A 23,134-nucleotide genomic window follows, 5' to 3' on the forward strand; every position below is an offset into this window, starting at 1 on the left:
ATTGGGGACTGGGAGACAAGGTAGACAAGGTAGAAAAATTATCAATCGATTAATAACTAATAACTAATAACTAATGACTAATGACTAATGACTAATGACTAATGACTAATGACTAATGACTAATGACTAATGACTATTGACTATTGACTATTGACTAAAAACTAATGACTCTTCCTAATCCTGGTAGCGTCTTGGCTACATTAACAGAATTGACTCAAGTAAATCGCACCCACGCTTTGTTGCGGCGGGTGAAAGACCTTTCTGTTAATGAATTTGTTTGTTTACTAGACTTTATTACTGCCGAATTTCAGCAATTTCTCAGAGCTATTGAACTGATTAATAATGAAGCTCTAGAAAATATGCTGGAAAAGGTTCTAGAAGCAATCACTCTCAAAATTGGTCAAATCCTCCAAGCAGAGCATACAGCAATTTTTTTAGTTGACCATGATAAAAGTCAATTGTGGTCAAAAGTTCCTCAAGATAATGGACAAAAATTCTTAGAAATTCGCACTCCTATTACTTTTGGAATTCCTGGTCATGTGGCTAGTACGGGTCAATATTTAAACATAGGAGAAACTGCAACTCATCCTCTGTTTAGTCCTGACTTAGAAAAACAAATGGGCTATACAATTCACAATATTTTATGTATGCCCGTTGTGAGTAGTAAAAATCAAGTGGTTGCAGTAGTCCAACTAGCAAATAAAACTGGTGATACACCTTTTAATCATGAAGATGAAGAACATTTTCGTGATTTTGCTGCATCTATTGGCATCATTTTAGAAACCTGTCAATCTTTTTATGTCGCCGCACGTAACCAACGAGGCGCAACAGCACTTTTACGGGCGACGCAAACACTAGGGCAAAGTTTAGACTTAGAAGCTACTTTGCAAATAGTGATGGAGCAAGCGAGAATTTTAATGCAGGCTGACCGCAGTACGTTGTTTTTGTACCGCAAAGAAATGGGGGAATTGTGGACAAAAGTAGCAGCCGCCGCAGATACACAAAATTTGATGGAAATTCGGATTCCGACTAGCCGGGGAATCGCTGGTTATGTAGCTTCTACAGGGGAAGCTCTCAATATTCCTGATGCTTATAAAGACCCAAGATTTGACCCGACTACAGATAGAAGGACTGGTTATTTAACCCGCAATATTTTATGTTTACCAGTATTTAATTCAGCGAATGAATTAATAGGTGTAACACAGTTAATTAATAAACAACAAGGAAGTTTCACCGCCTCTGATGAAGAGTTTATGCGTGCTTTTAATATTCAGGCGGGAATAGCTTTAGAAAATGCACGTTTATTTGAAAATGTGCTGTTAGAAAAACAATACCAAAAAGATATACTGCAAAGTTTATCAGATGCCGTGATTTCTACAGATATGGCTGGTCGCATAGTCACTATAAATGATGCAGCCTTAGAGTTATTGGGTTGTCCTTTAGGAGATGTTAACTATAAAAGCAATAAAATTTTGTGGGAACATAATTTAATTGGTCGCCTAGTTTGGGAGGTTGTACCAGTAGATAATCTACAAATGCGTTTAGAAGATAGTTTAAATACTGGTGCTAGACATTATGTTCCAGAGCAAAGTTTGACCTTGGGAATTTATCAATTACAAAATACTGAAGGTATACTTACTAGTGAAGCTCAATATTCTATTTTGACAGTGCGCGATCGCACTAACCCTGATATTTTTATTCCCTGGAATTTACCCCTAACTCCCCAGTCCAAGTTTCTCACATCAGAAGAAATTACCATCCTAGACCGTAGTATTAATTTAACTGTTAATCCCCTAACTAATCCAGAAGGCGGAGTCAGGGGTGGTTTGGTTGTATTGGAAGATATCAGCCAAGAGAAACGCCTGAAAACTGCTATGTACCGCTATCTAACTCCCCACGTTGCTGAACAAGTAATGGCAGTGGGAGAAGATGCTTTGATGGTAGGCGAACGCAAGGAAGTAACAATTTTATTTTCTGACATCCGTGGTTATACTACACTGACAGAAAATCTGGGTGCGGCGGAAGTAGTATCGCTGCTGAACCAGTATTTTGAAACAATGGTAGAAGCAGTATTTAACTACGAAGGTACTTTAGATAAATTTATTGGTGATGCTCTAATGGCTGTATTTGGCGCACCCCTGCCACTGACCGAAAATCATGCTTGGCGCGCAGTACAATCAGCCTTAGATATGCGCCAACGCTTAGAGGAATTTAACCAACGGCGCATTATCCAAGCCCAACCGAAAATCAATATTGGTATTGGTATTAGTTCTGGGGAAGTAGTCTCAGGAAATATCGGTTCTCAAAAACGGATGGACTATACAGTTATTGGCGATGGTGTAAATTTAAGTTCCCGCTTAGAGACAGTCACAAAAGAATATGGTTGTGACATCATTTTAAGTGAATTTACTTACCAATTATGCAGCGATCGCATTTGGGTACGTCAATTAGATAAAATTCGCGTCAAAGGTAAACACCAAGCCGTAAACATTTACGAACTAATTAGCGATCGCACTACTCCCTTAGACGATAATACCCAGGAGTTTTTGTTTCACTACCATGCTGGCCGTGAAGCTTACTTATCTCGTAATTTTACAGGAGCGATCGCCCATTTTGAGGCAGCCAAACAAATCAAACCCACAGACCAAGCAGTGATTTTGCAACTAGAACGCGCCTATAACTACCAACATACACCGCCTTCAGATGATTGGGATGGTGTTTGGACAATCACGGTGAAATAGTCAATAGTCATTAAGAAACAGGGAACAGGGAACAGGGAACAGGGAACAGATTAATATTCATGGCCAATGAACATTTCATGACTCTTCAGGGTTTTCGCCTCCATCTTGAAACGGGTTTTCACCAATTTGTAACTGTTTTTTTGTCCGCTTTAAGTTTTTCCACAAGGCTTTAATTTGTTCGTAAGCATCCTCTGGTTTTAATTTGCCAGACGTTTCTAGATTACAGATGTAACTGATTTTTTGGGCAAATTCTTGGAGATTAGCATTAAAAACCAAGTTTTCTGGCTTAACTTGACCATAGTAACGACCACGAGGGTAGAGAAAATTGTCTTTACTCACTATTTTTTTCTCCATTTATTCAACTCCCGTTTGAATTCCATTATTAACACTAAATTTCTAGTAGCATTTTTATCCTAACTCTTATTATTTAAGTATAACTACTATGAACTTAGGTGATATTTATGGTTTTGTTTAACAATAAAATCTGCGTAATAGTTGGAAAATACTTTTTGGGCTTGTATGTATTAAACTCGATACGTTTTGGGTTGTAGATACTATCTACCTAATAAAGTTTGTTTCATCATATTTTATCTGTTACATAATTGTCATGTAACTTTCCTTTGTGCAACAAAAATTTAAGTATCAATATATACAAATATTCGGCATCTCCGCAATAATTGAACTCTACAAATATCATAGTTAAAAATAATTCTCTTCTATTGCAGGTTACATATCCTTACTGTCTCAACCAGTTGTATGTCTGGTGAGTGCTGAGTTGTGAGTGCTGAGTGCTGTTAGTGGAAGCGGCGCGTTGAGCAGCGTGCTGAGTGATGAGTGATGAGTGTCATAGTCACTCGTTATCAGTTTTCCTTGCCTGCTTCCCAGTCCCCAGTCCCCAATCCCCAGTCCCCAATCCCCAATCCCCAGACTTGAATAGCTAATAGGGAATAACTAAAGATAAAATGGTGAAGCCCGAAAGCTACAAAAGCTGTCCATCGCCTAAAATCTTACCCTCCATCATGTCTGTTAATTCCAAGCTATACGAAGGCAAAGCAAAAATTCTCTATGCAACTGATGATCCTGAAGTTTTACTAGCTGACTTCAAGGATGATGCAACTGCATTTAATGCCCAAAAGCGGGGAAGTATCCTTGGTAAAGGCAATATCAACTGTAGTATTTCTAGTCAACTGTTTCAGCAGTTAGAAAAGTCTGGTATTAAAACACACTATATAGATAGCCCTGCGCCTCATCAAATGCGCGTTAAGGCAGTAAAAATCCTACCTTTAGAAGTAGTTATCCGTAATATTGCGGCTGGAAGTCTGTGTCAACAAACAGGGTTAGAACTGGGTACAGTATTAAAGCAGCCCCTAGTAGAGTTTTATTATAAAAACGATCAATTAGGTGATCCACTACTAACACGCGATCGCCTTTTACTACTAGAACTAGCAACACCGGAACAAGTAGATGCAATTACTCATCTAGCATTGCAAATTAATGAATTTCTTCAGAAATTCTGGTTGGACTGCGGTATCACCCTCGTTGACTTCAAACTAGAATTTGGCGTTGACTCACAAGGCAATTTACTCTTGGCAGATGAAATTAGTCCTGATACCTGTCGTTTGTGGAATGTCACTGAAACAGATCCTAATCGCCGTGTTATGGATAAAGACCGTTTCCGTAAAGACTTGGGGAATGTAGAAGATGCTTATCAGGAGGTTTTACAAAGAGTGTTGCAAGCTGTGGAAACTGAGTGATGAGTGATGAGTGATGAGTGATGAGTAATGAGTAATGAGTTTACGCGATGTGCGACTTATTTTGGAAACCCCTCTCCAAACCTCTCCCCTAGAAGGAGAGAGGCTTTAAATCTTGCTCCCCTTCCCTACAAGGGAAGGGGTTGGGGGTTAGGTTTAAAGAAAAGCTGCACACGACGTGAGTTTTGAGTTTTGAGTGTTTTGAAAAAAGTGGGGCGTTAGCCTGTGCTGAGTGAGGAATTAGGGAAAGAATATTGTGTAATAGTCACCAGTCCCCAATCCCTAGTCCCCAATCCCTAATTATCGTGATGGTGTGTGGATGTGAAGAGGAATATAAGTAAAATGCGTTTATCTCCCGTATTAGTGACAGCTGTAGCGATTACAGCACCTTTAACCGGCTCTTTGAGTGCTAATGCCCAAACTCCTAACAGTTTAGAGGTAACAGCAGAAGTTGTCCCAAGTGCAAATAGTCAACAATTAGAACAGGTTGAAACTACACCAGAACAGCAGCCCCAAGTTACTGAAGTGAAAAACTTGGCAGAAACTCCAATTGCGGATAATTCTGCTAAGGCTGCTTTATCATCCAACGAGAAATCGACAAAATCCGCAGCAACGGTAACAAAAGAAGTAACTGTACCGACTATAGAAATTGCTACAACCCCAAATTCTACTGCTCAAAAATCTAATTCTCTTCCCACTATTTCAGTCTCATCTGCGACTACTAAAGATTTAACTGCTCAAAAATCAGTTTTTAAATCCCCTGTAGTGATTTCTTCGTCTCCGTTAAAAATAACAACTACAAAAACAGCATTAAGTAACCAAGGAACAGCTAGCCAACTAGTACAAGCACCAGCTACAAATCCTGTTACACCAACGCCAGAGACAAACCCAACAACTGAACCAGAAACCCCGACATTAGAAATAACACCCACAACCCCAACGACAGAACCCGCAAACACACCAACCTTAGAAACAACCCCAACAACCCCAACAACAGAACCTGCAAATACACCAACCTTAGAAACAACACCTACAACCCCAACACCAGATTCTACTAATCCTCCCGCGACACAGGATAATTTCAACACTCCCAGCAACAGCCAAGAAACTACAGAACCCCGTGTGTTGGTATCAGAAGTGTTGGTGCGATCGCAAACAGGACAACTCGCCCCAGAATTAGAAACTCAAGTTTATAATGTGATTCGCACCCAACCAGGACGGACAACCACCCGTACCCAATTGCAAGAAGACATTAACGCTATTTTCGCTACTGGGTTCTTCTCTAATGTCCAAGCTACGCCAGAGGATACTCCCTTGGGTGTCAGGGTAAGTTTTGTTGTCCAGCCCAACCCGGTGTTAACTAAAGTCGAAATACAAGCTAACCCTGGTACTGAAGTTGCTTCTGTACTGCCATCTGGGACGGCGGATGCAATTTTCCGTGAACAATACGGCAAAATCCTCAACTTGCGGGACTTACAAGAGGGTATCAAGCAACTAACCAAGCGATATCAAGACCAGGGTTATGTTTTAGCCAACGTCGTGGGCGCGCCACAAGTTTCCGAAAGTGGAGTTGTCACCCTGCAAGTAGCGGAAGGCGTGGTAGAAAACATTAAAGTCCGCTTCCGTAACAAAGAAGGTCAAGATGTCAACGAGAAGGGTGAACCAATCAAAGGCCGCACCAGAGAGTATGTAATTAAGCGGGAACTAGAGTTAAAGCCAGGACAAGTATTTAACCGCAACACCGTACAAAAAGACCTACAACGGGTATTCGGGACAGGATTATTTGAAGATGTCAACGTTTCCCTTGACCCTGGAACTGACCCCAGTAAAGTTGATGTAGTCGTGAATGTAGTTGAGCGTAGTAGTGGTTCTATTGCGGCAGGTGCGGGGATTAGTTCTGCGAGTGGACTTTTCGGTACAATCAGCTATCAGCAGCAAAACCTGGGTGGTAGAAATCAAAAACTAGGCGCAGAATTACAGGTGGGTGAAAGGGAGTTACTATTTGACCTCCGCTTCACAGATCCTTGGATTGCAGGCGATCCTTACCGGACTTCCTACACAGCCAATATTTTCCGTCGCCGTTCTATTTCCTTGATTTTTGACGGTCAAGATAACGATATTAGAACATTTGACCCGAATAATATTACTAACACTGATGAGCAAGACCGCCCCCGTGTCACCCGCTTTGGTGGCGGTATAACCTTTACCCGTCCTTTATCTAGTAATCCTTACGAAAGAGCCGAATGGACTGCTTCAGCCGGATTCCAGTATCAACGAGTAACTACCCGTGATGCTGACGGTAACTTGAGAAAAGAGGGGGCAGTATTTGATGATAACGGCAACCGCACCAGTGAAAATATTCCTCTGAGTTTTTCTGGTACAGGAGAAGATGATTTATTGTTCCTACAGTTAGGAGCGCAACGCGATCGCCGTAACAATGCTTTACAACCTACTAGCGGTTCTTTCCTGCGTTTCGGCGTAGATCAATCAGTACCCGTTGGTTCAGGTAGTATCTTCCTCACCAGACTACGGGGTAGCTACAGCCAATATTTACCCGTGAAGTTTACAGGCTTTACCAAAGGCCCCGAAACCCTAGCTTTTAATATCCAAGGCGGTACAGTCTTCGGTGATTTACCTCCCTATGAAGCCTTTACCCTTGGCGGTAGTAACTCCGTGCGCGGTTACGAAGAAGGCACATTAAGCAGTGGACGCAGCTACGTACAAGCATCAGTAGAATATCGTTTCCCTGTATTCTCAGTGATTAGTGGCGCGTTATTCTTTGATGTCGGTAGCGACTTAGGAACTACCACCAGAGCAGCTGAGGTATTGAATAAAAACGGCACAGGCTACGGTTACGGGTTAGGCGTGCGTGTACAATCACCCCTCGGCCCCATCCGCATCGACTACGGTATCAATGACGACGGTGAGAGCCGGATTAACTTTGGCATTGGCGAAAGATTCTAGAGTAGTCGTTAGTCATTAGGGAACAGGGAACAGGGAACAGGGAACAGGGAACAGGGAACAGGGAAAGGCTTTTCTCATCTTCTACCTTGTCTACCTTGTCCCCAATCCCCAGTCCCCAATCCCCAATCCCCAGTCCCCAATTCCCAATCCCACCTAAATTTCTACTCAGGGTTTTACCTAGACTGCATATGAAAAACAACAATCTATCTATACTGAGTTCGTGCCTATGCTAGAACACACTCTGGCTGCGGCAATTACTCAAACTGGTGTGGGACTCCATAGCGGTGTTACTACCCAAGTGCGGATACTACCGGCGGATGCGGGAAGTGGACGTTATTTTGTCAGGGTCGATTTGCCGGATTCGCCTATTATTCCTGCTCAAGTTGCGGCTGTAAGTCAAACTGTTCTGTCAACGCAACTGGGCAAGGGTGATGTATCGGTTCGCACAGTGGAACATTTATTGGCGGCTTTGGCGGGTATGGGTGTAGATAATGCCCGTATAGAGATTGATGGGGGAGAAGTACCGCTTTTAGATGGTTCGGCGCGGATATGGGCAAATAGCATTGCACAAGCAGGTTTGACTCCTCAAGCAATTACTCAACCCCAAAGCCCCATCACCGTAGAACAGCCTATCTGGATTCGTCAAGATGATGCTTTTGTAGCGGCGATCCCAGCGTCCGAAACCCGCTTTAGCTATGGGATTGATTTCGATTTACCTGCGATTGGTAATCAATGGCATAGTTGGTGTAAAGTTAGCGATTCAGCACAAGCTAGTTTGAGCTTTAGTGAAGAAATAGCCCCAGCACGGACTTTTGGGTTAGCGCATCAAATTGAATATTTACAAAAATCTGGGTTAATTAAAGGTGGTAGCTTAGATAATGCCCTGGTTTGTAGTGCTGAAGGTTGGGTAAATCCGCCATTAAGATTTGCAAATGAACCAGTCCGTCATAAAATTTTGGATTTAGTAGGGGATTTAAGTTTATTGGGATATTTTCCTTGCGCGCATTTTTTGGCGTACAAAGCCAGTCATAATTTACATATTCAGCTGGCGCAAAAAATTCTAGCTGATGGTTGAAATTTCCCATCCCGCTAAATCCCAAAGTCGAATTCAATTACACCACCCATGTCAACCCTATCTGAAGTCAATAGTCATAGTGCGATCGCAGATGATTCTCCTGATGCAGCAGCACCTGAAATTCAGACAACTTTCAGCCCAGAAGAAATTCTGGAGCTACTGCCCCATCGTTATCCAATCCTACTTGTAGATAAAATTATCAACTATGTCCCAGGTAAACTGGCTGTAGGTATTAAAAACGTTACATTTAACGAGCCGCAGTTTCAGGGACACTTCCCAGGTAGACCACTGATGCCAGGTGTGTTAATTGTAGAAGCAATGGCTCAAGTAGGGGGTGTAATTTTAAGACAATTACCAGATTCAGAAAAGGGACTGTTTGTTTTTGCTGGTATAGATAAAGTCCGCTTCCGTCGTCAGGTAGTACCAGGAGATCAGCTAACCATGACAGTGGAACTGTTATGGATTAAACAGCGTCGTTTCAGCAAAATGCAAGCCCGTGCAGAAGTTGACGGTCAACTGGCTGCTGAAGGCGAATTAATGTTTTCTATGGTTAACTAAAATCTACCGATGTGGTGGAGAGTATAGCCGTAAACTGTTTTAAATTTCCCAGACAGAAGACCAATTACATAAAACCGCCACCAAAGGATTTGAGATTTTCAACTGGCGATTTTGGATGATTTTCTTCAGTACCTTCTTAACTACTGATTGGCAAAATATCTCGAAATCATCAATCCCAAATCCAAAATTGATTGTTTTTCGCCGACCTCACACATTCACTTGCCCGACCTTCTTCTTATGAAGAACCACACACTCAGTTACGCCAGGAGTCTCTACTTTGGCATCAAAGCAAGGCACTGGCTTATCAAGACAGTTCTGGAGATTGACCCTTGAAAACCCTGATTCATCCAACTGCTGTAATTCATCCAAACTCGGAACTACACCCAACGGTGCAAGTCGGTGCTTATGCTGTGATCGGAGCAAACGTCAAAGTGGGTGCTGACACTATTATTGGCGCGCACGCAGTCATAGAAGGGCCTTGTGAAATTGGCGTAGGAAATCAAATTTTTCCTGGTGCAGCCATCGGGATGGAACCCCAAGACCTCAAGTTTGTTGGCGAACCGACTTGGGTGAGAATAGGCGATCGCAATTTGATTCGCGAGTACGTCACCATTAACCGCGCCACCGGTGCAGGAGAAGCCACAATCATTGGCAATGACAATCTACTGATGGCTTATGCTCACGTAGCTCATAACTGTGTAATTGAAGACTCAGTTATTATTGCCAACTCCGTAGCTCTAGCTGGACACGTTCATATAGAGTCACGCGCCAGATTAAGTGGTGTTTTAGGTGTGCATCAATTCGTACACATTGGTAGACACGCAATGGTAGGAGGAATGGCACGCATTGATCGTGATGTGCCGCCTTATATGCTCGTAGAAGGCAACCCTGGACGCATTAGAACCCTGAATTTAGTAGGATTGAAACGTTCAGGATTTGATAGCAACGAATTACAACTACTCAAAAAAGCCTTTCGCATACTTTACCGTTCTAGTCTCAGTTTTAAAGAAGCTTTAGAACAACTCGAATCATTGGGAGACACCGAAACCCTGCAAAACCTCCGCCGCTTCCTGTTATTGTCCCAAATGCCAGGAAGACGAGGCTTGATTCCCGGCAGAGGGAGAGTAAGCGGGAGTGATGAGTCTTAGGCAGGGGGAGCAGGGGAAGCAGGGGCAAATCAATTCAAAATTCAAAATTCAAAATTCAAAATTCAAAATTAAATACCCCAGTCCCCAATCCCTAACTTTTGGATTTTCAATGCGAATATTTATTAGCACTGGTGAAGTTTCTGGCGATTTGCAAGGTTCGCTGTTGATTGCGGCGTTGCAGCGTCAAGCTGTGGCGGCGGGTATAGAATTGGAGATTGTCGCCTTGGGTGGTGACAAAATGGCGGTGGCTGGGGCAAAGATTTTAGGGAATACCAGTGGTATTGGTTCAATGGGTATTCTGGAATCTTTGCCTTACGTTTTGCCAACTCTGAGGGTACAGCGTCAGGCGATCGCCTATTTAAAACAACATCCCCCCGATTTAGTAGTGTTAATCGACTACATGGGGCCGAATATTGGCATCGGTAGTTATATGCAAAAGCATTTACCGAATGTGCCTGTGGCTTACTATATTGCGCCGCAGGAATGGGTATGGTCGATGAGTTTGCAAAATACTTCTCGGATTGTGGGATTTACCGATAAGTTATTGGCAATATTTCCAGAAGAAGCCCGTTATTTTAGCCGGAATGGGGCGAATGTTACTTGGGTAGGTCATCCCCTCATTGACCGGATGCAAGACGCGCCTAGCCGCGAAATAGCCCGTGCTGAATTGGGAATTGATGCCGAGCAGATAGCGATCGCACTTTTGCCTGCTTCCAGAAGCCAAGAATTAAAATATTTACTACCAGTAATTTTTCAAGCTGCCCAAAATATCCAAACCAAACTACCAACAGCTCACTTTTGGATTCCCCTGTCGTTGGAAGTTTACAGAAAGCCAATTGAAGAAGCTGTTAAACATTATGGACTGAGAGCCACAATCCTCTCAGGTAAACAAAAAGAAGTATTTGCGGCGGCTGATTTCGCCATTACCAAATCTGGCACAGTGAATTTAGAACTGGCTTTATTAAACGTGCCGCAGGTGGTAGTGTATCGTTTACATCCCGTCACCGCCTGGATTGCGAGAACTATCCTCAGAGGTTCTATTCCCTTTGCGTCGCCACCTAACTTAGTGGTGATGAAACCAATTGTGCCGGAGTTATTGCAAGAACAAGCCACCCCAGAAAACATTACACAAGCAGCAATGGAATTATTGCTGAATCCTCAAAAGCGAGAGCAAACTTTGGCAGATTACCAACAAATGCGCCAGTGTTTGGGAGAATTGGGAGTATGCGATCGCGCAGCTCAAGAAATTTTGCAAATGCTTGGGAGTGGTGAGTGCTGAGTGCTGTTAGCGGTAGCGCGGCGTTTAGCCGGTGCTGATACCATTTCACGAAAAACCTGATACAGATGTAAACCCTGAAAGCTTTGCTGCATCTAAGTTTTTTAATTGCGAATTGCGAATTGCGAATTGTGAATTGGTATGAGTAGGGAGTAGTGAGTGATGGTTAGTAGTGGCTGGGGAGCGGTGAGTAGGGAGTGTTTAGTAGTGGGTAAAAAATGGTATAGGACTCATATTTGATTTCTGAAAAAAACTCCGTACACTTTTGTTCCTTCTTACCTGTTTCCTGTTCCCTGTTAAGAGTTCCCTTCCTACGCCAATGATTTCAGGAATCAAAGCAGATTCCTATAGTGATGATTCTGAATCTTAAATTTTGAATTCAGCCTTGTTGCCAAAATATTGTTGAGACACCATAATTCGTTTTAAAAGTTGATAAAAATCGCTAATCAAAAAGCTTAAATGTGAATCAGGGTTAATCAATCAGCCTCAAAGTTAGCAATGAGACTCACCACTCACCACCCAGCACTCACCACCCAGCACTCACCACCCACCACTCACCACTCACCACTCCCTACTCAGCACTCAGCACTCAGCACTCACCACTCCCTACTCAGCACTCAGCACTCAGCACTCACCACTCAAAACCGTCCCATCGCAGTAGATTTGTTTGCGGGTGCGGGTGGAATGACGCTTGGGTTTGAGCAGGCTGGCTTTGATGTGTTGGCGGCGGTGGAAATTGACCCAATTCACTGTGCTACCCATGAGTTTAATTTTCCGTTCTGCACGGTGTTGTGTAAAAGTGTAGAACAGACGACTGGGATGGAAATTAGGGAGCGATCACTAATTGGTGATCAAGAAATAGATGCGGTAATTTGTGGTTCACCCTGTCAAGGTTTTTCTTTGATGGGTAAACGGATTTTTGATGATCCCCGTAATTCTTTGGTGTTTCATTTTCATCGGTTAGTTTTAGAGTTACAACCAAAGTTTTTTGTGATGGAAAACGTCCGAGGAATTACCATCGGTGAACATAAACAAATCCTGAAATTACTAATTGATGAATTTAAGGCTTACGGTTATCAAGTAGAAGAACAATATCAAATTCTCAACGCTGCTAATTACGGTGTCCCCCAAGCGCGGGAAAGATTATTTTTGCTGGGTGCGAGAAAAGATATCACCTTACCCAATTATCCCCAGCCAATTACCCAAATAGCCAAACCCCAGCCAAATTTATCTGATAACTCACAATTACCAATTTGTCCCACAGTTTGGCAAGCGATCGGCGATTTACCAGAGGCGGAAGATTATTCAGAGTTATTACATAAAGATTGGGTAATTGCAGAATATAAAAAACCTAGTATTTATGCTGAGGTAATGCGCGGAATCAAAACCACCACAGATAATTATGCTTATCCTCGTCAATTTGACACCCGAATTCTTTCTTCCAGCCTGAGAACTAATCATTCAGAAACTACAAGACAACGTTTTCAGGAGACTCACCAAGGAGAGAGAGAACCTATTAGCAGATTTCATAAGTTACATCCGGCTGGTGTGTCCAATACCTTGAGGGCGGGAACGGATAAATATAAAGGTTCTTTTACCTCACCTCGACCGATTCACCCTTTCACCCCCAGGTGTATCACTGTGCGGGAAGCTGCACGTCTACATTCTTACCCAGATTGGTTTAGATTCCACATCACCAAATGGCATGGCTTTCGTCAAGTGGGGAATTCTGTACCGCCTTTACTAGCTAAAGCAGTAGCCCAAGAAATTATTCAGAGTTTAAAGATATCGCCTGTTAAACCTAGTATTAAGTATCAATTGGGAGAAGAAAGGCTGTTACAGCTAAATATCTCCCAAGCTGAACAATATTATTATTTTTAGGTTTTGAATTGGTATTATGTCCAAGCGCGTAAAAATGCACTAAATAGCCATCATGAACTGCGTACACAAAAAAACATGAAAAAGTCTTTCCCTTACACCTCTAAACCCTTATACCCCTAAACCCCTTTTTATGATTCAGGAAAGAGAAAGAACCGATAATGATTCACCGTGGAAAGAAATTTTAGAAGCATACTTTCCCCAAGCAATGCAGTTTTTCTTCCCCCAAACAGCCGCACTAATTAACTGGGAAAGTCCCCATGAATTTCTCGATAAGGAATTTCAACAAATAGCTAGGGAAGCTGAACAGGGTAGAAGATACGCCGATAAATTAGTCAAAGTTTGGCAACTTCAAGGAGAGGAAATTTGGCTATTGATTCATGTAGAAATCCAAGCCAAACCAGAAGATAACTTTGCCGAAAGGATGTTTTCTTATAACTTGCGAATCTTTGACAAATTTGGTCAACCCGCCATCAGTTTAGCAATTTTGTGTGATGCTGACTCAAATTGGCGACCAAATCAATACAGTTATAATTATCCTGATTGTGCCTTGCATTTTCGATTTGGTAGTGTCAAGTTACTCGATTATCAAAATAGATGGGCAGAATTAGAAGCTAGTGATAATCCTTTTGCTACTGTGGTAATGGCACATTTAAAGACACAGCAAACCACTAAGCAACCAGGAGAACGTAAAACATGGAAATTTAGCTTGATTCGGCGATTGTATGAACAAGGACTACAAGAAAGGGATATTCGTAACCTTTATCGTTTCATAGATTGGGTGATGATTTTGCCAAAACCTTTAGAAGCAGAATTTTGGCAAGAGTTTAAACAATTTGAGGAGGAGCGTACTATGAGTTACATTACCACAGGTGAACGCATTGGCTACGAGCGCGGCAAGGAAGAAGGGCAAATAGAGGGACAACTAAAACAAGCGCAAGCACTTGTACTACGACAACTGCAAAAACGGGTGGGAGATTTACCCCCAGAAGTTCGGGAACGGATTCAAAGTCTTTCTCTAGAACAATTGGAAACACTGGGTGAAGCTTTATTAGATTTTAGTGCGATCGCTGACTTATTCAATTGGCTCGACACAAACCCCACCGTTTAACCCCAAAAACTTAGTTACTTTGCAATGGTGCATTCAAAGCTTTTTCGATGCGATCGCGTGTTTCTAATAAATGGGCTTTGGTATACTCGTCGTTAGTATTCACCTGTTGCAGTTTTTCATTTAACTGTTTAAGTTTATACCAAGCCAAAGAACGCGCATCTTCTGGAACTTGTTCTCGACGTAACACCATAGCAATTAAAATATCCAAATATTCCCTTTGCAAGCCGCGCCGGAAACTTGTGATTTTCAGCGTTCCTCTTGGTGGTTGCATGACTTCAGTCCAAATACCAGTTTGTAAAGTATCAAATAATTCTGGTAAAGTGAGGGCTTTGTTGGGTGGGCTTTTGAGTTCAATGTCTTTAATTAAGGAAAGGCGACTACCTGAAAGTAAGTCCCTTAAAACTGCCCCTTGAAATAGCAACACCAAATCATGCACAGGATAATCTAAACGCCCAACTACAGGAAAACTCCCCCAATGTCGCCACCGCGAAGGTGCTAATTTATTAATTAAATCTGGGGGAAAATTCCAAGCATTTTCAGAAAACACATACTTCTGCACGGTTGTTAAAGCCTGTCTTTGTTTTTCGACTGGAACTTGAGTAAACGGTAATCTAGGTGATGAATTCCCCAAGTTGCTAGATGAAATTTCTCTAGCTTGCATCCGATAAAAAGACTGTCCACCAATATATTTTGTGGTGTAGAAAATATTATTTAAGTAGTTACCAATAACTGTGTTAAATCTGTATCTGACATCACTGTAGCTATCTCCCGCCATTGGGTAACGTTGGTTGAGACGTTCCCACATCACCCGTAAGTTATCTAGTTGCCACTGGGAATAAACTAGGACATTGCTACTATAGTCCCAAGCATCGGCGGTGGGATCAAGAACTGAGACATCCTCATCAGTGGCGTAACTCAACTCTGGTTTTTCAGACTGGCTGGCGATTTCTTGTAATATGGGCTTTTCGGCAATGGGGGTTTGGGCGTGAGTGACTGCGTAACCATATTTAATCGCCCACTCATCATAAACGCCAACCATTTTGGGAAAATAATCCCCCTGTTTTTTCCCTTGGGGGGCAATATTGGGAGGAATGTAATCCATTACCGAAGTTGTCAAACCTTTGGTACGAGTAATTTCAGGATTATTCATTTCTTCTGGAGAAAGGAAGTTACTTCCCCGGAAGTTATGACGTAAACCCAAAGTATGACCGACTTCGTGAGCAATAATTAAACGTAAATATTCATGGGTATACTGTTTAACTTCTTCTTCGGAGGGGGGTTTGTCTTGTAATAACGACATTGCCATAGCACCAAACTCAAATTGATTGGCGGCTTCTATGCCGTAGCACACATCGTATTTACTGGCTAATAGGGATAATCGCTGCAAGATTTGATCAGCTTGGCTACTATCTGAGTTCGTGAGACGATTTTGACACAAACGGCGATCGCGGATTAATTCTGTTAGGGTAGTGCGATTTGGGGCTTGATTAGGTTGTACCAGTTTTTCATATTGGCCTTTGAGAAAGCGGACAAAACTGGCATCGACTAAGATATCTGCATCTAAAATTTCCCCAGTTAAGGGGTTAACACGGGATGGCCCCATTGCAAAATAACCATCTACAGTGTTAATCCAGCGAATGGTATTGTAGCGAATATCTGCCGGGTGCCAAGTGGCGTTATCTGGCATTTGTTTCGCTTCGATAGCATCCTGAAATCCGGCTTTGAGAAAGGCTTGATTCCACATGAGTATCCCTTCTCTAATGGCATCACGATACTCTAGCGGCACGGCGTTATCAATCCAAAAAACTATCGGCTTTTTCGGGCGAGATATGGCTGCTTCAGGGTTTTGTTTTTCTAGATGCCAACGATTAATGTAGCGGACAAAGGGATCATCGCGATCGCTTTTGGATAAGTCTTGATAGGCGGTGATAAAATAACCCACACGTTCGTCAGCAAAGCGGGGACGATAATTATTATTTGGTAATTGCGACAGACTATAGTGAACGCGGAGTGTAAAACCGCGATTGTCAGCTAACGATGACACATCGATAGTTTCATTATTTTTGCCTGTAATGCCCGCAAAATTCAACACTGATTCCACTTCCAGATTTTGGGGAAAGGCTTTAGCATTACCAAAATAGGATTGCTCAGGATTGGGGGTAACACCTATACTCAAACCTAACCCAGCTAAATCTGTCAGGAGTAAATCACCCAAGTCAATCAAGATAGTTTGACGTTGGGGATGAATGCTTTTGATATTGACAGAGTATAGCAGTGAATCGCTAAAAGACCTAGCTAGCGATCGCACTTGCGGATCACCTTCACGGGTGCGAAAATTCACATTACGCACCACAAAATTTAATTTATTATCCACTCGCTGGAAATAAAATAAAAATTCTTGCAATGGCAATCCACTATAAATTCCCTTTTCTCCAATTCCAGATTCTAGGGTGGTAGTAGCTAGGAAATTTTTATTTAGTTGTTCTGGTTTAATTTCTAAATAGATTTTATTCTTTTCTTTATGACGATATAAAGTAAATAAACCGTCTATCTTTTCCGTATCTTTAATAACTTCGTCAAATGCTTCTAAGTCATCTTTCTTCGCTGGTTTAGATTCTATCTGTAGTTTCTTTTCTGGTGTATCTGTTGGTTTACCAGTTTTGAGTAATGGTTGTGTCCATGATGTTTGAAAATCTTGTGCTAGCCAATAGAAAGATTGACTTTTTACCTGTTGCTGCTGATCTATTACCCATACTTGTTGCGGTGGTTGCACCACAGATTGCGGAGTTAACTTGAGAGTTGAAGTTACTAATTGCTTGGATGGTCTTGGCGGTATTTTATATATATGTGGTTTTTGAGTGATATTTCCCTGGAATTGAGCAGCTATGTTTTGTCTATTTTTATAGCTTTGATGATTTATATTCTGAGGCAGTGATTGAGCTTGAGCAGTGGCGATCGTCAACAAAAAACCATGCAGCGCAATCACATAAAGACTTAACCTCTTCATTGAGTTTATCCCTAATTACTATAATCAATTAACTTAACTTGATGCCCAATAGATATTTTTACTGTTAGCTAATATTTTTAACCAACCAGTCCAAGACAATTTGCCAATCAAGATACTTTTAATAAATATTTTTATTCTTGTTGTGTAATTGTGTTGTAGTATTTTTTATAACAGTCCTTTGGTTCGCCAACATCACAGATTATTTGGGCATTGGCGTAGTTACATTAGCTCCACGAGATACCATATTTTAGTCAAAATAGTTGAAAATGACTAGTTTTTCTGAAAAAATTACGAAACTATAGGACTTATATCTGGTTTCTAAACCAAAATCAGTATATTTTTCCTCTTTCTTCCGTGTTCCCTTCCTGAGCAAATGATTTCAGCATCAAAGCCATTCCCGTATCAGTTTAAAAATTCTATTTTAATCAAAAAAATGCTTTGCTACTCAAAATGTTGTAGATAGCTAACTAAACTTAATGACTGATGATTAATTTATAAAGCTTTCCTCAAAAGATAGATTTTATCCAATACAGACTGAAGCCAAAGATACTAATTCAGTCTTTCCCATCAGCTAATCACAAGGAAACCTCACAATCAAACATTTGCAATCACCATAGGTGAAAGCCCCATCACCCTAATAGCACTTTCTAGCTAGCTTACAGGAAATACGAAAGACAAAAAGCTTTAACTCCTAGTCTCCTACTTCTAAAATCTTAATAATCAAAAATAATTAGTATTAATGGCTAAAAAAATGTCACAATTACCCCAAGTTTGGAAACTACTGCAAAGTTACGTTAAAAGCACTAGGTCACAAGATAGACCACTTAAAAAAACTTTAGTAGCATCACAGATTTTAAACCCTAGAAACTACAAGCAAAATCTAGAGCAAAACGTCAAAATTAATCAAGACAATTTACAAAAAGATATTTTCCTCAAAGAGTTACAAACTAAATTAGAAACGTGGACAAACACAGGAAATGATAGCGAGTTTCATCTGAGCGATCGCCAACTGTATACAGAAATTTATGATTTGCTTGGCAGCAGTGCATTAACAGTAGAAATAGTAGATAAAGTAACAAAATCGTTAATATTAGTCCAAAAATGGCAATACATAGCACTATTTCACCGTTTATTAGGGTTTTATCAGCGTTGGTGTCAAGGAGAATTTATCGATGCACCTCCTAGCGATAACCTACCACAGCAAAAACTGATGGCGATGGTAGCACAAAATCAGGCGATCAGGCTAAGGCAAGTAGATATATATACAGGTTTAAATGTATTAATTTTGCTCTTAGAAATACATCGTTATGCTCAGAAGCAAGAAGACTTACAGCATCAAATTAACTTTTATCCCTCTGGAGAACGAGATACAGAGAGCTTTTTCACATCTCAACTGCTGCGGATAATTAATTATAGTGATGCCATAGAAATTGGTAATTTTAGTAACATTGTTGGTGAATTTCTCAAAGGTGCTAACTTGCAAGGCGCATATTTGGGAGATGCCAATCTCACAGGTGTGAATTTGAGTAGCGCAAATCTGACTGGAGCATATCTAGGAGATGCTAACTTGACGGGTGTCAACTTTCAAGATGCTAACTTAGCAGGTGCTAACCTGGGTGATACTAATCTTAGTGGGGCAAATCTCCAAGGGGCAAACCTCTCTCATGCAGACCTCAGCAGTTCTAATCTCACAGGGGCAAACCTCACAGGGGCAAATCTGAGCCGTGCTGACCTCAGTCGCGCTGACTTGAGTAGTTGTCAACTCAATGATACCGAACTCTGTCACACTAATTTGAGTGGTGTTAACCTCCGAGATGCCGTACTCTCGCGCGCCAACCTCACCAACGCCATACTGTTTGGGGCAAATCTCAGTGACGCTGACCTAAAAAATGTTCACCTCAATCATGCTGATCTTTGTCGTGCTGACTTGAGTGGGGCTGACTTATCGGGTGCTGTTCTCAATGGCAGCAACCTCAGTGACACAATTTTATTCAGCACTAACTTAAGTTCAGCCAGCCTCGTGTCCGCCGACCTCAGCTATGCTAAACTCAACGGTGCTAAACTCAGCGATGCTAAACTCAACGGTGCGATGTTCTTAGGTGCTGACTTGAGTGGCGTTGACCTCAGTCGCGTCATTCTCAACGATGCTGACTTGAGTGGTGGTATTCTCAGTGAAGCTGACTTAACCGGCGCAGACTTAAGTGATGCGGTACTTCTGGGTACAGATTTGAGTTTCGCTAACCTCAATAGTGCCAATTTAACTGGTAGTAACCTCAGTGGTGCGATGCTGAATGGTGCAGACTTAACAGCCGCTAATCTCACCTATAGTATTCTTGATGATACAGATGTCACCGAAGCCAACTTAGAAGTCAGTCACTGGGGGGAAAAGCTGCAATGGGAAGGCGTGCGCGGTTTAGAGACAGCACTCAATGTTCCCGTAGTGTTAAAAAAGCAGTTGGGTTTAGAATAGACCTCTTGCAAAAGTCGCTTAGGAAGATTTAATTTTGGGGAGGGAAAGCTCGTAATTGTAGAGAGCAGCAATCAAATTAAACCTTAAACTAAATCTTTTTCGACGATTCCTATAAGTAAGGGACAAAATTTTAAATACCTTCATCTTACGATTTATATGCTCACCTAAAACTCTAATTTTGGCTAATTCTCTATTCCTCTTTTTATCTTCATAAGTTAACTTACCACCTCTAGGCTTTTTTGTCGGAATCCGACTATTGTTGTGTAGTTTCTGAATACCTTGATAACCTTTATCGCCCAAGCACTCTATATCTTCTCTCAAATGAAGTTGACTATTCTTAAATATCTGAAAATCATGCTCTCTTCCCTTACCATGAGCCGTACAGATGATTTGACCATTCGCTTGGTCTACCACTACTTGAGACTTTAATGTATGCTGCTTTTTCTTGCCACTGTAGAACTTTTTTTGTTTTTTTTAGGACGTTCAATTGGGCTTTCTGTAACATCAACTATCACTACTTGTAACTGATAATCAGAATTCGCTAGTCTTTTCTTTCCAGGAAGAGTGAAAGCCCTAGATTTAGTCAGTGTATCTTCTATTTTTCGGATAATTCGGTATGCTGTAGACTCGTTTACTCCCCAAGATTGACCAATATGAAAATACGTACGGTATTCTCTCCAATATTCTAATGTCATCAACAATTGGTCTTCTAGGCTGAGTTTACTTGGTCTTCCTGTTTTCTGTTTTGGTTGGCTGGGCGATCGCACCACCTCTAACATCTGCTTAAAAGTCTCCGGGCGTACACCACACAAGCGTTTAAAGTCTTCTGGCTTTAAGCTCTTTACTTGTTCGTAGGTCATCAATGCTACCCAACTCTAACTTACTTGTCCCACGCATTTGGGACTTTTGCAAGAGGTCTAATAAGCTAGTGGTCATCGATGTTCTCAGACTAACTGGCTTGTAGTAAGGGCTTCAGCCCTGCTTCAAAAGCTTAGAACTTGACTAACTTATGGCTGGTGGCGGTGGTGGCTGGCTGTAGTCTATAGATAAATCATACCCAGCTTCATCATAGATAGCATTCAGCACAGCTTGCAGTTCCAGTACAGCATCGGGGTCGCCTTCGCAAAGCGGAACGGGTATTGTTGGTAGAGTATCCTGTAACTTCACAGGCCACACATCAATTAACCCAGAACCAGCCCGCGTTAAAGTGATCAAGTAGGGAACATCTGGAAGGCGGGGGTAGTTAAATGGTCGATTTCCCCGACGCAGCAAATCAATTTCAATTAAATGAACGTTGGCATTATATAAACGTTGTCGTTTCTTCCGATAGTCAGTAATACTTGGTTCGCATTTGTTAACGGGGGAGAGAATTTCGATACAGCTGACTAGTCGGTTGTTGGCTGTATCCCGAATTTCGACTGTGGGGATGCGGACTGCAACAGGTTGGATAACCGGAAGTGTCAGAGGTGCTGGGGTTGTAGCAGTATTTGATGTGGATGTAGTTGGAGTCATATCACGGCGTTGTTTTATCTGCAACACCTCAACATCTGGGTACAAAATACCAATTTCACTAGCAGGGGAAATATCTTCCACAACATATACTTCTGCCTTACAGCATATTTAGGACGCAACTGTGGGGCGAGAAAAGCACGGATTTTGCTAGCAAGGGCGTTGTGTACGTCACTCCACAGGTAGCCTTCAAGATATGGGTCCATACCAGGGAACGAGGAGGGCATTTTACAAGCTCACTTATCCCTCTTTTGTTACTTTAGGAAAAGAAAAATTGACAAGAGATTCAACTAGCAACAGAGAAACTGACTGGAGAAGCGCGAAAATCATTCATAAAGTCGATTAATTTCAAAAAGCAACGCTTCATACCAGGAATGTTAAATACTGTGAGCCAAGGTTGAATCAAACAGTAAAAAATATAGGGTTGAATGAGCAATCTAAGATTATTTAAAGCACTCTTCCATGTTATACCAGATTCCCAATTAGGATGTTGACTATATTGATAAATATTAAAGTCTATTGATGAAGGTGATTCTGAACTAGATGTTGATTGAGTTTGGGCATAAAGTTGAAAATAAGTAGCCTGAATGCTAACTAAAAGGTAAGCACTAAAAATGATTTCCCACCAGCGTTCAATACTTTCATAATCAGTCAGACGAAAATCAGCCCAACCCAGTTCATTTTTAACTTCTTTAAAACCATATTCAATCCAGTTTCTTAAACTATAAAGTTGCGCGACATTCAGTGACAAATCAGTTGATAAATTAGTCATGATGTACCAACTTTCATCTCCAGTGGGGTCGGGTGTATTAACTTTACTGATTTGGTAATATCTGATGCGGCGACGTTGACCAAAAATAATTTCTCTCAGGTAACGAGTTTCTAATTGACGATGTGAAAGCTTTTGCTCATAAGCTTTCCAACGATTATAACGTTTTCGGCTTCCTGGGGGCATTAACACTCCATGATTGGAGCGAATTGCTACGATAAACTCTAGTTCTAATTTTTCTAAACATCTAATTACATCTCCACTCTCACCATATAAACTATCTGCTAACACTAATTTAATTTTGAAACCCCATTCTTTCAACTCTTGAATAATCTCTACCGCTATTTGGGGTTTGCTCTTATATTTATCCCCTTCTTTTAAGCGATTTTTCGGTTTAAATATTTGGAATATTAAAGGATAAGTGATTCCATCTACTACACCATAAGCATTTACGGATACTATTCCATTCTCTGTTTTACCTAAGTTTCCAATATATTGCCTAGTCACATAATCTGTTGATTTTCCCTTTTTTTGATCTCCGGTTTCGTCAATACATAAAATTATTTCTCTTTCTCCAATAAACATTTTTGTTAACCATAGCCTTATTTCTCTTAATTTTTTGATATCCCACAGTGCATCTCTCAGGAAATGATGTAGTGTTTGGCTATCTTTTAGCCCCACTGTTTTAGCTATTTCTGGCAGAGTTTTTCTCTTAATTTCTGAAAGTATGCCCAAATGTAAGAATTTGAATGCTTCAAAATGCCTCACATCCTCAAATACTGAATAATAGTGCTGGCAATAGTTATCTATGAATGCCACTGTGCTTACTGGCTGTCTACGCGCTGTAACCATTCCTCTTACTTGCTTTGTCTGCTTT

Annotated in this window: 16 protein-coding genes; 10 read left to right on the forward strand and 6 right to left on the reverse strand. The window is 41.4% G+C overall.

Annotated elements, in window-relative coordinates; all coding sequences use genetic code 11:
• Positions 1–164 precede the first annotated feature (164 nt).
• A complete protein-coding gene (locus tag ACQFX9_RS03515) occupies positions 165–2,741 on the forward strand; it encodes a GAF domain-containing protein (protein WP_427160728.1) in 2,577 nt (858 codons plus the stop codon).
• A 75-nt stretch (positions 2,742–2,816) separates the two neighbouring features.
• On the opposite strand, the gene ACQFX9_RS03520 is transcribed toward ACQFX9_RS03515, so the two are convergent.
• Positions 2,817–3,095, reverse strand: a complete 279-nt coding sequence (locus ACQFX9_RS03520; RefSeq protein WP_427160729.1) for a DUF7219 family protein — start codon at positions 3,093–3,095, stop codon at positions 2,817–2,819.
• A gap of 665 nt (positions 3,096–3,760) precedes the next feature.
• Between ACQFX9_RS03520 and purC the strand changes: the two genes are divergently transcribed.
• The 8 genes from purC (at position 3,761) to ACQFX9_RS03560 (ending at position 14,502) form a co-directional block, all read left to right on the forward strand.
• A complete protein-coding gene (gene purC / locus ACQFX9_RS03525; RefSeq protein WP_236143177.1) occupies positions 3,761–4,495 on the forward strand; it encodes a phosphoribosylaminoimidazolesuccinocarboxamide synthase in 735 nt (244 codons plus the stop codon).
• 339 nt (positions 4,496–4,834) lie between these two features.
• On the forward strand, positions 4,835–7,456 hold the full coding sequence (locus ACQFX9_RS03530) for a BamA/TamA family outer membrane protein (RefSeq protein ID WP_427160730.1): 2,622 nt from the start codon (positions 4,835–4,837) through the stop codon (positions 7,454–7,456).
• A gap of 226 nt (positions 7,457–7,682) precedes the next feature.
• On the forward strand, positions 7,683–8,531 hold the full coding sequence (lpxC, locus tag ACQFX9_RS03535) for a UDP-3-O-acyl-N-acetylglucosamine deacetylase (RefSeq protein WP_427160731.1): 849 nt from the start codon (positions 7,683–7,685) through the stop codon (positions 8,529–8,531).
• 48 nt (positions 8,532–8,579) lie between these two features.
• Positions 8,580–9,089 carry a 3-hydroxyacyl-ACP dehydratase FabZ gene (fabZ, locus tag ACQFX9_RS03540; protein WP_427160732.1) on the forward strand — a complete coding sequence of 170 codons (510 nt, stop codon included), beginning with the start codon at positions 8,580–8,582 and terminating at the stop codon, positions 9,087–9,089.
• 329 nt (positions 9,090–9,418) lie between these two features.
• Positions 9,419–10,237 carry an acyl-ACP--UDP-N-acetylglucosamine O-acyltransferase gene (gene lpxA / locus ACQFX9_RS03545; RefSeq protein WP_427160733.1) on the forward strand — a complete coding sequence of 273 codons (819 nt, stop codon included), beginning with the start codon at positions 9,419–9,421 and terminating at the stop codon, positions 10,235–10,237.
• A gap of 109 nt (positions 10,238–10,346) precedes the next feature.
• Entirely contained in the window at positions 10,347–11,516 is a 1,170-nt protein-coding gene (lpxB, locus tag ACQFX9_RS03550; RefSeq protein WP_427160734.1) for a lipid-A-disaccharide synthase, read from the forward strand.
• 681 nt (positions 11,517–12,197) lie between these two features.
• Positions 12,198–13,394, forward strand: coding sequence for a DNA cytosine methyltransferase (locus ACQFX9_RS03555; RefSeq protein ID WP_427162785.1), 1,197 nt, complete (start codon positions 12,198–12,200; stop codon positions 13,392–13,394).
• 130 nt (positions 13,395–13,524) lie between these two features.
• Positions 13,525–14,502 carry an Rpn family recombination-promoting nuclease/putative transposase gene (locus tag ACQFX9_RS03560; RefSeq protein WP_427160736.1) on the forward strand — a complete coding sequence of 326 codons (978 nt, stop codon included), beginning with the start codon at positions 13,525–13,527 and terminating at the stop codon, positions 14,500–14,502.
• A 10-nt stretch (positions 14,503–14,512) separates the two neighbouring features.
• Here the strand turns inward: ACQFX9_RS03560 and ACQFX9_RS03565 are convergent, their stop codons facing one another.
• Positions 14,513–17,509 carry a zinc-dependent metalloprotease gene (locus ACQFX9_RS03565; protein WP_427160737.1) on the reverse strand — a complete coding sequence of 999 codons (2,997 nt, stop codon included), beginning with the start codon at positions 17,507–17,509 and terminating at the stop codon, positions 14,513–14,515.
• Between the two features lie 739 nt (positions 17,510–18,248).
• Here ACQFX9_RS03565 and ACQFX9_RS03570 point away from each other — a divergent pair.
• Entirely contained in the window at positions 18,249–19,979 is a 1,731-nt protein-coding gene (locus ACQFX9_RS03570) for a pentapeptide repeat-containing protein (protein WP_427160738.1), read from the forward strand.
• Positions 19,980–19,997: 18 nt separating this feature from the next.
• On the opposite strand, the gene ACQFX9_RS03575 is transcribed toward ACQFX9_RS03570, so the two are convergent.
• The 4 genes from ACQFX9_RS03575 to ACQFX9_RS03590 form a co-directional block, all read right to left on the reverse strand.
• Positions 19,998–20,839, reverse strand: a protein-coding gene (locus tag ACQFX9_RS03575; protein ID WP_427160739.1) for an IS5 family transposase whose coding sequence is annotated in 2 segments (ribosomal slippage) — positions 19,998–20,455 and positions 20,455–20,839 — 843 coding nt in all. Because the reading frame shifts where the segments join, the coding sequence is not laid out codon by codon here.
• 142 nt (positions 20,840–20,981) lie between these two features.
• The gene (locus tag ACQFX9_RS03580) at positions 20,982–21,572 is read right to left on the reverse strand and encodes a DUF4058 family protein (RefSeq protein ID WP_427160740.1); all 591 of its coding nucleotides are present in this window, start codon (positions 21,570–21,572) and stop codon (positions 20,982–20,984) included.
• Positions 21,506–21,715 (reverse strand): DUF4058 family protein, encoded by a 210-nt coding sequence (locus ACQFX9_RS03585; protein WP_427160741.1) that lies wholly within the window; start codon positions 21,713–21,715, stop codon positions 21,506–21,508. The genes ACQFX9_RS03580 and ACQFX9_RS03585 overlap by 67 nt, the downstream gene beginning before the upstream one ends.
• A 59-nt stretch (positions 21,716–21,774) precedes the next feature.
• Positions 21,775–23,109, reverse strand: a complete 1,335-nt coding sequence (locus ACQFX9_RS03590) for an IS701 family transposase (RefSeq protein ID WP_427156771.1) — start codon at positions 23,107–23,109, stop codon at positions 21,775–21,777.
• Positions 23,110–23,134 lie beyond the last annotated feature (25 nt).

This window comes from Aliinostoc sp. HNIBRCY26 (genome assembly GCF_050235535.1).
Classification (GTDB): Bacteria; Cyanobacteriota; Cyanobacteriia; order Cyanobacteriales; family Nostocaceae; genus Trichormus.

Excerpts from the sequence above, each read along its gene's own strand:
- ACQFX9_RS03565 (WP_427160737.1), bottom strand. The coding sequence starts at position 17,509 with ATGAAGAGGTTAAGTCTTTATGTGATTGCGCTGCATGGTTTTTTGTTG.
- ACQFX9_RS03590 (WP_427156771.1), bottom strand. The coding sequence starts at position 23,109 with ATGGTTACAGCGCGTAGACAGCCAGTAAGCACAGTGGCATTCATAGAT.
- purC (WP_236143177.1), top strand. The coding sequence starts at position 3,761 with ATGTCTGTTAATTCCAAGCTATACGAAGGCAAAGCAAAAATTCTCTAT.
- fabZ (WP_427160732.1), top strand. The coding sequence starts at position 8,580 with ATGTCAACCCTATCTGAAGTCAATAGTCATAGTGCGATCGCAGATGAT.
- ACQFX9_RS03560 (WP_427160736.1), top strand. The coding sequence starts at position 13,525 with ATGATTCAGGAAAGAGAAAGAACCGATAATGATTCACCGTGGAAAGAA.
- ACQFX9_RS03515 (WP_427160728.1), top strand. The coding sequence starts at position 165 with ATGACTCTTCCTAATCCTGGTAGCGTCTTGGCTACATTAACAGAATTG.
- lpxC (WP_427160731.1), top strand. The coding sequence starts at position 7,683 with ATGCTAGAACACACTCTGGCTGCGGCAATTACTCAAACTGGTGTGGGA.
- ACQFX9_RS03520 (WP_427160729.1), bottom strand. The coding sequence starts at position 3,095 with ATGGAGAAAAAAATAGTGAGTAAAGACAATTTTCTCTACCCTCGTGGT.
- ACQFX9_RS03555 (WP_427162785.1), top strand. The coding sequence starts at position 12,198 with ATGACGCTTGGGTTTGAGCAGGCTGGCTTTGATGTGTTGGCGGCGGTG.
- ACQFX9_RS03585 (WP_427160741.1), bottom strand. The coding sequence starts at position 21,715 with ATGCCCTCCTCGTTCCCTGGTATGGACCCATATCTTGAAGGCTACCTG.
- lpxB (WP_427160734.1), top strand. The coding sequence starts at position 10,347 with ATGCGAATATTTATTAGCACTGGTGAAGTTTCTGGCGATTTGCAAGGT.
- ACQFX9_RS03530 (WP_427160730.1), top strand. The coding sequence starts at position 4,835 with ATGCGTTTATCTCCCGTATTAGTGACAGCTGTAGCGATTACAGCACCT.
- ACQFX9_RS03570 (WP_427160738.1), top strand. The coding sequence starts at position 18,249 with ATGGCTAAAAAAATGTCACAATTACCCCAAGTTTGGAAACTACTGCAA.